Annotated in this window: 10 protein-coding genes; 3 read left to right on the top strand and 7 right to left on the bottom strand. The window is 40.3% G+C overall.

Annotation, left to right across the window (positions count from 1 at the left end; translation table 11 throughout):
• Nucleotides 1-139: 139 nt before the first annotated feature.
• Together RYK12_RS05650 and zapA are read right to left on the bottom strand one after the other, a co-directional pair.
• Entirely contained in the window at nt 140-688 is a 549-nt protein-coding gene (locus RYK12_RS05650) for a CvpA family protein (RefSeq protein ID WP_004262935.1), read from the bottom strand.
• Complete coding sequence (zapA, locus tag RYK12_RS05645) at nt 685-987, bottom strand: cell division protein ZapA (RefSeq protein WP_000002019.1); 303 nt, start codon at nt 985-987, stop codon at nt 685-687. Before zapA ends, RYK12_RS05650 begins: the two co-directional genes overlap by 4 nt.
• 86 nt (nt 988-1,073) lie before the next feature.
• On the opposite strand from zapA, the gene rnhC reads away from it, so the two are divergent.
• The 3 genes from rnhC to RYK12_RS05630 all read left to right on the top strand — a co-directional run bounded on the left by rnhC (nt 1,074) and on the right by RYK12_RS05630 (nt 5,174).
• The gene (gene rnhC / locus RYK12_RS05640; RefSeq protein ID WP_314847598.1) at nt 1,074-1,955 is read left to right on the top strand and encodes a ribonuclease HIII; all 882 of its coding nucleotides are present in this window, start codon (nt 1,074-1,076) and stop codon (nt 1,953-1,955) included.
• A gap of 3 nt (nt 1,956-1,958) precedes the next feature.
• On the top strand, nt 1,959-2,573 hold the full coding sequence (lepB, locus tag RYK12_RS05635; protein ID WP_004245100.1) for a signal peptidase I: 615 nt from the start codon (nt 1,959-1,961) through the stop codon (nt 2,571-2,573).
• 234 nt (nt 2,574-2,807) lie between these two features.
• The gene (locus RYK12_RS05630) at nt 2,808-5,174 is read left to right on the top strand and encodes an ATP-dependent RecD-like DNA helicase (RefSeq protein WP_314847596.1); all 2,367 of its coding nucleotides are present in this window, start codon (nt 2,808-2,810) and stop codon (nt 5,172-5,174) included.
• Nucleotides 5,175-5,221: 47 nt separating this feature from the next.
• Here RYK12_RS05630 and tig read toward each other — a convergent pair whose 3' ends face one another.
• The 5 genes from tig to RYK12_RS05605 form a co-directional block, all read right to left on the bottom strand.
• Nucleotides 5,222-6,505: a trigger factor gene (gene tig / locus RYK12_RS05625; protein ID WP_314847595.1), complete on the bottom strand. Its 1,284-nt coding sequence runs from the start codon at nt 6,503-6,505 to the stop codon at nt 5,222-5,224.
• Nucleotides 6,506-6,726: 221 nt separating this feature from the next.
• Entirely contained in the window at nt 6,727-7,971 is a 1,245-nt protein-coding gene (locus tag RYK12_RS05620) for an N-acetylmuramoyl-L-alanine amidase family protein (RefSeq protein WP_261032200.1), read from the bottom strand.
• A gap of 89 nt (nt 7,972-8,060) precedes the next feature.
• Nucleotides 8,061-9,251: an N-acetylmuramoyl-L-alanine amidase family protein gene (locus tag RYK12_RS05615; protein ID WP_000748702.1), complete on the bottom strand. Its 1,191-nt coding sequence runs from the start codon at nt 9,249-9,251 to the stop codon at nt 8,061-8,063.
• A gap of 52 nt (nt 9,252-9,303) precedes the next feature.
• Nucleotides 9,304-10,191, bottom strand: a complete 888-nt coding sequence (locus RYK12_RS05610; protein WP_265476254.1) for an NlpC/P60 family protein — start codon at nt 10,189-10,191, stop codon at nt 9,304-9,306.
• A 277-nt stretch (nt 10,192-10,468) separates the two neighbouring features.
• The gene (locus RYK12_RS05605; RefSeq protein ID WP_314847588.1) at nt 10,469-11,101 is read right to left on the bottom strand and encodes a response regulator transcription factor; all 633 of its coding nucleotides are present in this window, start codon (nt 11,099-11,101) and stop codon (nt 10,469-10,471) included.
• Between the last annotated feature and the right edge of the window lies 1 nt (nt 11,102).

Below are 11,102 nucleotides of genomic sequence, written 5' to 3'. Positions count from 1 at the left end.
ATTGAACTCTAATGTTTCTAATATTTTCTTATTCATCTTTATTTCCTTGTCTTTGCATGTCTAGGTGTGGTAGCTTTTTACATTCTGATAGATTCTAGTTAAATCTGTAAACAAAGGGCTAGGAAAATTCCTGCCCTTTTTATCCGATTAAATTTGTCACCCAGATTTGTTTGAGCCAACTGGTTGTTACTGGTATGCTCTGGATGATGTGTTTTGCGACGATACTCTTTTCAAGAGGATTTTGTATAGCTGCCATGGGAATGGTCGCTAAGATTGTCAAGGCCATCTGCAAGACAAATAAGGTCACCAACATGGACAAGATACCTGCTGAAACTTGGAACAACTTACCACCCAGTTTTTTACTAGGAAGTAAGTGCAAGAGGAGACCAAGCAAACGACCGATGCTATAGACTATCCCAAATACAAGCAAGTAGCCGATTCCTGCGTAAAAGACCTTATCCAACTGAAAGAGTTGATCCGATGGGAAAAAGAAAGTTCCCTGACCTTCCTGTGGATTTGCATAAGGGACCAACAAATGAAATTGCTCCCCAAGCCCCTTATAAAACTGGCCAGCCACAAAAGCCGATGCCATGGCTGAAATCAGGTAATAAACCTGTAAGAGCAGGCCTCTCCGATAGCCGATATAAAATCCCCAAGCCAAGACCAATAGAAGAAGGAGTGAAATCATAAGGAATCCTCAATCTTGCTCTGTTCTTGCTTACAAGTCACAAGCTTGTGGCGCAATTCTTCTAATTCTTGCTCCTTATCATCAAATTCAATCTCACGGCTGAGCTGAGTTGATAAACAGTTGACTGCCAACAAAAGAGCGATTGTTTCATCATCTGCGCTAGGCATTTGTTCTTTAATTGCTTGGTATTTTTCTGTCGCAACCTTGGCGATTTCCTCCATAAAAAGGTTATCATGCTCGCTTGTCAAGGTTAATGATTTTTTCCCGAATGTAAATTTGAATCGATTTAGATTTGCCATAAAATTCACCTCACGATATTATACCAAAATTCGCTAATTTTGTCAGTTTTTACAAATTTACCTGCTTTTATGGTACAATAGAAACTATGGCAAGTATAACACTCACACCAAGTGAAAAGGAGATTCAGGCTTTTCTTGAACACTATCAAACCAGTCTGGCTCCCAGCAAGAATCCCTATATCCGCTACTTTTTGAAACTACCTCAAGCAACGGTTTCTATCTATACTTCTGGAAAGGTCTTGCTTCAAGGGGAAGGAGCTGAGAAATATGCTAGTTTCTTTGGCTATCAAGTTGTAGAGGAAAACAGGGGACAAAATTTCCCTTTAATTGGAACAGATGAGGTTGGAAATGGTTCCTACTTTGGTGGGCTTGCAGTTGTGGCTTCCTTTGTTACACCTGACCAGCATGCCTTCTTGCGAAAACTCGGTGTGGGGGATTCTAAAACTCTGACCGACCAAAAAATCCGTCAGATTGCCCCTATCCTCAAAGAAAAAATCCAGCACCAGGCACTGCTTCTCTCACCAAGCAAGTACAACGAGGTCATCGGAGAACGCTACAACGCTGTTTCTGTTAAGGTAGCCCTCCATAATCAGGCTATCTATCTCCTCCTTCAAAAAGGCATTCAGCCTGAGAAAATTGTGATTGATGCCTTTACCAGTGCTAAAAATTATGACAAGTACTTGGCAAAAGAGGCCAATCGTTTCAGCAATCCTATCAGCTTAGAAGAAAAGGCTGAGGGCAAATACTTGGCTGTCGCAGTTTCTTCTATCATTGCGCGTGATCTCTTTCTGGAAAATCTTGAAAATCTGGGACGAGAACTGGGCTATCAACTTCCAAGTGGAGCTGGAACGGCTTCTGATAAGGTGGCTAGCCAGATTTTACAGGCCTATGGAATGCAGGGACTCAATTTCTGCGCCAAACTGCACTTTAAAAATACTGAAAAAGCGAAAAAACGCTTAGAAAGGTAAGTTATGAATTCATTTAAAAATTTCTTAAAAGAGTGGGGATTGTTCCTCCTAATTCTGTCATTACTAGCTTTAAGTCGTATCTTTTTTTGGAGTAATGTCCGCGTAGAAGGGCATTCCATGGATCCTACCCTAGCGGATGGCGAAATCCTCTTTGTTGTCAAACACCTGCCTATTGACCGTTTTGATATCGTGGTGGCCCACGAGGAAGATGGCAATAAGGACATTGTTAAGCGCGTGATTGGAATGCCTGGCGACACCATCCGTTACGAAAACGATAAACTTTACATCAATGACAAAGAGACAGATGAACCTTACCTAGCTGACTATATCAAACGTTTCAAGGATGACAAACTCCAAAGCACCTACTCAGGCAAGGGATTTGAAGGAAATAAAGGAACTTTCTTTAGAAGTATCGCTGAAAAAGCCCAAGCCTTCACAGTTGATGTCAACTACAACACCAACTTTAGCTTCACTGTCCCAGAAGGAGAATACCTTCTCCTCGGAGACGACCGCTTGGTTTCAAGTGACAGTCGTCACGTAGGTACTTTTAAAGCAAAAGATATCACAGGGGAAGCTAAATTCCGCTTCTGGCCAATCACCCGTATCGGAACATTTTAAGAGACCTAAGAGGCCGAGAATCACCAATCTCAGCCTCTTCTTCTATCGTAAGAAGATGATTATTCTCTACCCAGTCTAACTAGGATAGAAACAAAGTTATACTCAATGAAAATCAAAGAGCAAACTAGGAAGCTAGCCGCAGGCTGTACTTGAGTACGGCAAGGCGAAACTGACGTGGTTTGAATTTGATTTTCGAAGAGTATTAACTCTCACCTATTTATGCAAAGGAATCTTATGGAAGTTTATTTTTCAGGAACCATTGAACGGATTATTTTTGAAAATCCCAGCAATTTTTATCGTATTCTCCTCCTAGAAATCGACGATACGGACGCAGAGGATTTTGATGATTTTGAAATCATTGTCACGGGCACCATGGCTGATGTGATTGAGGGAGAAGACTATACTTTTTGGGGACAAATTGTCCAGCACTCCAAGTATGGGGAGCAACTGCAAATCAGTAGGTATGAACGCGCAAAACCAACTAGCAAGGGCTTGGTTAAGTACTTTTCAAGTAGCCATTTCAAGGGAATTGGTCTCAAGACAGCTCAGAAAATCGTGGATACCTATGGCGACAATACCATTGACGAAATTCTGCAACACCCAGAAAAGCTAGAAGGCATTGCAGGACTATCTGCCAAAAATCGCGAGGCTTTCGTCTCCACTCTCCGTCTCAACTACGGAACGGAGATGGTTTTGGCCAAACTAGCCAACTACGGTATTCCCAATAAACTAGCCTTTCAAATTCAAGACTTTTACAAGGAAGAAACCCTTGATGTGGTTGAAAATTATCCCTACCAGCTGGTTGAGGATATCAAGGGATTGGGCTTTACCATTGCTGACCAATTAGCGGAAGAACTAGGCATCGAAAGTCAGGCTCCTGAACGCTTCCGCGCCGGTCTAGTTCACAGTCTTTTTCAAGCCTGTATGGAAACAGGAGACACCTATGTTGAAGCACGGGATTTGTTAGAACAAACCCTTACTCTCCTTGAATCTTCTCGTCCCGTAGAACTGGACCCCAGCCAAGTGGCCCAAGAGCTCTCCTACTTGATAGAAGAAGACAAAGTTCAGCAGATTGATACCAAAATCTTTGATAATAGTCTCTTTTTCGCGGAGGAAGGCATCCGCAGTCACTTGGTTCGTATCCTTGAAAAAGGAAAACAGAAGAGCCTGGATTTAGAAACCATTCAAAAACATATTGCTACTGTCGAAGAAGATCTGGAGATTGAGTATGATAGCATTCAAAAACAAGCTATCTGTGACGCTATCCAGAACAAGGTCTTTATCCTAACAGGTGGACCTGGTACTGGTAAGACAACGGTTATCAATGGGATCATCGCTGTTTATGCTCTTTTAGAAGGACTTGACCTCAGGAAAAAAAGCAACCTACCTATTCTTCTTGCCGCTCCAACTGGACGAGCAGCTCGCCGCATGAATGAATTGACAGGTTTGCCTAGCGCGACCATACACCGTCATTTAGGAATGACAGGTGACGATGATACCAGTCATCTGGAGGATTATCTAGATGCTGACTTTATCATCGTGGATGAATTTTCTATGGTGGATACTTGGCTGGCCAATCAACTCTTCTCCAACATCTCTTCTAACAGTAAAATCCTCATCGTGGGCGACAGCGACCAGTTGCCTTCTGTCAGTCCTGGACAAGTTCTAGCAGATCTGCTTCATATTCCTTTGATTCCTCAGACTCGCTTGGAAAAAATTTACCGGCAGAGCGAAGAATCAACCATCGTCACCCTAGCTAGTCAGATTCGACAGGGGATCTTGCCAGCTGATTTCACCCAGAAAAAAGCAGACCGTTCCTACTTTGAAATTGCTAGTGGCCATATTCCAGCTACTATTGAAAAAATCTTAGATGCCGCCCTCAGAAATGGTATTCCTGCCCGTGATATCCAAGTTCTGGCTCCTATGTACCGAGGGACTGCAGGAATTGATGCTATCAATCAGCTCATGCAAGACCTGCTCAATCCACCACAAAAAGATCAACTTAGTTTTGAAGCTCCCCAGTGCCACTATCGTAAGGGAGATAAAGTCATTCACCTGGTCAACGATGCTGAAATCAATGTCTTTAATGGAGATTTGGGAGCTATCACAGACCTGATTCCTGGTAAATACACCGAGTCGAAACAAGACGAGATTGTCATTGATTTTGATGGCAATGAAGTCTCTTACCCACGTAATGAATGGTACAAGATTCGCCTGGCCTATGCCATGAGTATCCATAAGTCTCAGGGAAGTGAGTTCCCTGTTGTCATCCTACCTATCACCAGTGCTAGTAGGCGTATGCTGGAGCGCAATCTCATCTACACAGCCATTACACGCGCCAAAAGCAAGCTTATCTTACTAGGCGAATTACAGGCCTTCGACTATGCTACTCAACATATCGGAACTGCCCGAAAAACCTATCTGATTGAACGCTTCAGTGATTTAATTGAAAATGTTGAAGAAAAGCAACCAGCTGTCTCTGAAACAGCCACATCAAGTACCTCTGAACAATCCTACATCCTAACCGAAGAAAATTGGGATAGCATCCCCGCCATGATTGGGATTACTGACGCAGACCTCAAAGAGATTTTTGGAAAATAGCGCATCAGAAAACCCACCTAGTCAGGTGGGATTTTTGTTTATTAAGATTATTTAACTGTTGCTGTGCTTGTAATCAACTCAACAGCTTTTTTGATTGTGATATCGTGTTTCAACATATCAGCTGAAAGCAAGCTTTGTACTTGAGCAACTTCCATGTTGTAGTCTGTTGCCAATTGCTCGATTTCTTTTTGGATTTCTTCTTCTGAAGCATCAAATCCTTCAGCTTTCGCAACTGCTTCGATAACAAGGTTAGTCTTAGTACGTGACTCAGCTTCTCCCTCGTATTGTTTATGAAGGTCTTCTTGAGTAGTTCCAGTGATTTGGAAGTACATGTCAGGGTTGATACCTTGACGTTGCAAGTTTCCAAGGAATTCGTTTACTGAACGGTGAACTTCTTCGTGGATCATTTCTTCTGGAAGTTCTACGATTTCAGCATTTTCTACAGCTTTATCAATTGCTGCACCTTCAACGGCATCTTTGTAAGCTTCTTCTTTAGCTTCAGACAACTCTTTGCGGTATTTTTCTTTCAATTCAGCAAGTGTTTCAACTTCTTCATCGATGTCTTTTGCAAGCTCATCGTCAAGAGCTGGAACTTCTTTAGCTTTTACTTCGTGGATAGTTGTCACGAATTTAGCTTCTTTACCTGCAAGGTCTTCTGCTTGGTAGTCTTCTGGGAATGTTACGATAACATCAACAGTTTCACCAGCTGAGTGACCTACCAATTGGTCTTCGAAACCAGGGATGAATTGACCTGAACCAAGTCCAAGTGAGAAGTTTTCACCTTTTCCACCGTCAAATTCAACACCGTCGATAGAACCAACGAAGTCGATGACAACAGTGTCGCCGTTTTCAGCAGCAGCTTCTTTGATAACCAATTCAGCCAAGTTGTTGCGTTCGCGTTCGATACGCTCTTCAACGTCAGCGTCAGTTACTTCTTTTTCTAGATCAACTGATACTTCAAGGTTTTTATAGTCACCCAATTTTACTTCAGGTTTTGTAACGACTTCAGCAGTGATAACCCAGTCTTGACCTTTTTCCATTGAAGTTACGTCAATTTTTGGTTGAGCAACCACTTCAAGACCAGCTTCTTTTACAGCTGCTTCATAAGCATTTGGCAAAAGAGCGTTCATAACGTCTTGGTAAAGTGACTCTTCACCAAATTTTTTGTCGAAGATAGGACGTGGAAGGTGACCTTTACGGAAACCTGGAACATTAAGAGATTTCTTCACTGAGTTGAAGACACGATCCAATTCTGGTTTGATTTGGTCTTGAGAGATAGTGAAAGTCAAGACACCACGGTTTGTTTCTTTGTTTTCAAATGATACAGACATTCTGTCATTTCTCCTTAAAATTTTTTAAATACAGTCTATTATAACATAAATGGGCGACTTTTTTCAAGTAATGAATGCGCTTTTCAATCCTGCTGGAAGTATGGTTTCTTCTTAATTTTCTTTAGAATTCAAATATAATCTTATAAAAGGTATTCAGTAGTGGCTGATTACAGTTAAAAAACGAATCGCCCATACATCCCTCATTAGGCGATTCGTTTTTCTTATTTAACCACAACCACTTTGTAATATTCGTTTGAGTGTGGAGATTCAATCTTAATTTTTTGACCATAGAAACCATCGATTTCTTTGTCAAGATAATCTCTAACTCCTGATGGCAAGCGTTTCATCTTAAGAATCTCACCGGATTGATCCGCATAGGCTAGAATGTGATAGTGAGTAGTGGTTGCTCCATCATCAATCAGTACAAAGTAACCTGTTTTAAGCTTACCTTGTTCATTTTCTAAATAGTATAGTTTATTGTTATTGATTGTGAAGTAAGTAGACGGAAGTCTAAGTCGTACACCTGGGTCTTCTAGATAAAGATCATTGCCAACTTTTTTGATTTCTGATCTAGTTGTCATCTCTGGAAGTGGTAATACTCTACGACCATCTGCTCCAAAGTAATATCGACCTGGCAGATTTTGGAAATTACGAATAACAGCTTTAGGATCAATTTCTTGTCCTTTTTCTTTATTATCCACTAAAGCTAAGGTTATATTTGCAACATGATCCCCATATTTGTCGGAAAACTTCTTGAACTCAGGTTTGACATACCAAGTGTTTTTAGCCACTATAACATCAGTAAATTTATTCCCATCATATTTTGCTTTAATCAGATATTCATATCCATCGCCTAAACGAACAATATCATCATGTTTATAAGGGCTATCTTGTAAAGTGAACATATGTCCATCCTTGCTGAGAATATAGCCTGTTCCATCACTAGAATTTACAACTCTATCAGAGGCCATTGCACCTGATTGTTCAAAATAATACCAATCACCATTTATGCACTCCCAACCTGTCATCATAGAACCACTAAAATGAAGATAGTACCATGTGTTGCCTTCTTTGTACCAGCCAGTACGCATAGCGCCACTATTAGCTAATGAGTACCAGGTGTTACCTTCCTTATACCAGCCAGTGCGCATGGCACCACTATTTGCGAGTGAGTACCAGGTATTGCCTTCCTTGTACCAGCCTGTGCGCATAGCACCACTATCTGCTAGTGAATACCAAGTATTGCCTTCTTTGAGCCAGCCTGTCTGCATTTTACCAGTGCTGTCAAAATGATACCATGAGCCAGCATTTTGTACCCATTTGTTTTTAGCGAGACTGCCATCTTGAGAAAGATTCCAGTCAGCACCATTTTTAACCCAAGTATCTGCAGCCTGTGCTTGATTGATTGACAAAAGCAGACCAGCACCTGCAAGCAAACCAAGTGTAAGTAGTTTAGATTTTTTCATAGCCATTTCCTCCTGTTCTATAGTGAAATGAACATGACTTCCTAGTAAACAAAACTGTTCGCTTTTTTCTTTTTACTATGTCAGATAGTTTATTTCACAACAGAAACATTTCCTGTTGAACTGTCATATCTAACAGTTTCTCCATAAAAACCGGAAATTCCTTTTTCAATATAATCACGGAAATCATTAGGCAAAACTTTCATCTTCACGATTTCACCAGATTCATCTGCATAGCCCAAAATATGGTGATCTTTAGATAATAATCCGTCCATAAACATTGTAAAATATCCAGTTACAAGTTTACCATTATCATCATTGGCACCTCTTAGATAAAGTTTATTGTCATTAATTGTCAATCCAGATGAATCTAGACTAATAACTGGACTTGAGTTTTTAAGATAAAGTTCAGACCCAACTTTTTGAATAGGGAAGTGAGTAGTGAATTCTGGTAGATTCGCAACCTTACGTCCATCTGCTCCAAAGTAATACTTATTTGGTAAGTTTTGGAAATTCTTTATGACAGCTTTAGGATCAATTTCTTCCCCTGGTTTTTTATTATCAGTAATGGCATCTAAAGTATTTCGTTTTATATCGCCAATCTTTTGATAAGAAAAACGTTCAACAATAGGTTTGATATACCAGGCATTCTTTTCGATAACAACTCCATCTTTCTTATGAACAAGGTGATAGTCATAACCATCAGACAAAGTAACGATATCTGTAATAACTGTATCATCAAAAGGATCTTGTTCAACCTGACTTGGGAGTTTGGTTAACATATAACCATCCTTACCAATGACATAACTTTCCCCATCGCTTGCTGGAACAGCTCTATCTGCTACCATAGCACCTGATTTTTCAAAGTAAGACCATTGACCATTTGCAGTCGCCCATCCTGTTGCCATAGCGCCACTGTCTTTGAGGTAATACCATGTAGACCCTTCTTTGTACCAACCTGTGCGCATAGCACCACTATTTGCAAGTGAGTACCAGGTGCTACCTTCCTTGTACCAGCCAGTACGCATAGCGCCACTGTCTGCGAGCGAATACCATGTATTCCCATCTTTGAGCCAGCCTGTCTGCATTTTACCAGAACCGTCAAAGTGGTACCAAGAACCTGCGTTTTGTACCCATTTGTTTTTAGCGAAACTGCCATCTTGTGAAAGATTCCAGTCAGCACCATTTTTAACCCAAGTATCTGCAGCCTGTACTTGATTGATAGACAATAGTAGACCAGCACCTGCAAGCAAACCAAGTGTAAGTAGTTTAGATTTTTTCATAGCCGTTTCCTCCAATTAGTAACAAATTATTTATGACATTTAAATTTTATTGTTACCAAACTCGTCTAGCTCCGTCAATAGATCCAATGTATTCATTGTTAGTTATGTTTACAAATTTTCTTACATAATTTGCGTGAACCACTTGGTTACCGCCAATATTAATTCCCACATGTTCAAGATTATTAAAGAAAATTAAATCTCCAGGTTTTTCATTACCAGTTACATCAATTCCTTGCTTAAATTGAGATCTAGTATCAGTTCCTAAGTAAATGTCAAAGTTTTTATATATGGCATGTGTAAATCCTGAGCAATCTACACCCTTATTCAAGTCTGCCCAACCCCCAACATATGGGATTTTATCTACAAATGTCTCTGCATACTCAGCAATTGCCTGACCTTTATTTTCTACCAAAACGCCGTTAGATCTAAAGAAATAAGGTTTTCCATTAACTCTATTGTAATCGGTTAGCATAGCTCCATCATTTGAAAGATAGTACCAATTACCATCTGGGTTAATCCACTCATTTGATTTCATCCAACCTTGATCATCAAAATAATACCATTTCTCATCTAACAATTCCCAATGTTTAGCATACCCACCTGAAGTATATTTGAACCACCAGCGGCCATCTGTTTGCATCCAGGTTCCTTTACCATCTCTATTTTGATTAAATGCTATTTTTTCTTGATCGCCTTCTACTTGAGTTAATTCTCTAGGAGAAAATCCTACCAACTTAACTTGTTCTGCATCTTCAACCTTAATTTTACCTTCTTTAACAAGTTGATCAATTGCTTCTTTTTCGCTTGTATACTGTGAAGTTGTTTGTGATGTAGTCACTTTAGTGGTAGACGTTGTAGTTTCTGCTCTAACTACATAAGTAGTTGATAGTAAAGCGCCTGAAGTAAGTAATAAAGCTGCATAAGTAATATATTTTTTCATGACAAAAATCCTTTCTTCAAAATTCCTTAACGCTCTAGTGACCTTATTTTGATAATTTACGGAGACATGATTCTAACCTCCTTTTGGATTTTTTATATCCTTTGATAAATACTACATTACTTTAGTTATCTTTAGCTTCATTTTACTCCCCTATAAAATGAATGTCAACAAATAACATAAAACATTGTGAAAAAAATATTTTATCGTGCTAGAGGTACTTGCTTACTTCTTTGATACTAAGCTCAGCTACTTCTCCAATATTATTTTTACATAACTATTAAAAGTCTTCATACCCCACCAAGTGGTGCTGAAAGGCATAGACAGCCGCCTGGGTGCGGTCGCTGACTTCAAGTTTGGCAAGAATGTTGGACACATGGGTCTTGACCGTCTTGAGAGAGATAAAAAGTTCATCTGCGATACGCTGATTTTCGTAGCCCTTGGCGATGAGTTGGAGAACATCTCGCTCACGCGCAGTCAGGTCCTCATGTAGTTCTATGTGATTGCGGTGGTATTCGACCTTCTTGCTGACCTCTTGCTCAATGGCCAACTCCCCAGCAGCCACCTTACGGACAGCATGGAGCAATTCATCTGCACTAGAAGTCTTGAGCATATAGCCCCTAGCACCAGCATTTAAGACAGGCATGATTTTTTCATTGTCCAAATAAGAGCTCACAATCAAAATCTTGGCTTCAGGCCATTCTTTGAGGATGGCCAAGGTCGCATCAATTCCATTCATCTCAGGCATGACGATATCCATGACAATAACATCCGGACGCAATTCCAATGCCAACTCAATTCCTTGAGACCCGTTTGCCGCCTCGCCCACAACTTCTACATCATCTTGGAGGTCAAAGTAGCTTTTCAAGCCCAATCGGACCATTTCATGGTCATCTACTAGTAAAATTTTCATC

This window comes from uncultured Streptococcus sp. (assembly GCF_963518475.1).
Classification (GTDB): Bacteria; Bacillota; Bacilli; order Lactobacillales; family Streptococcaceae; genus Streptococcus.
This window is presented reverse-complemented; position numbering and strand designations above follow the sequence as displayed.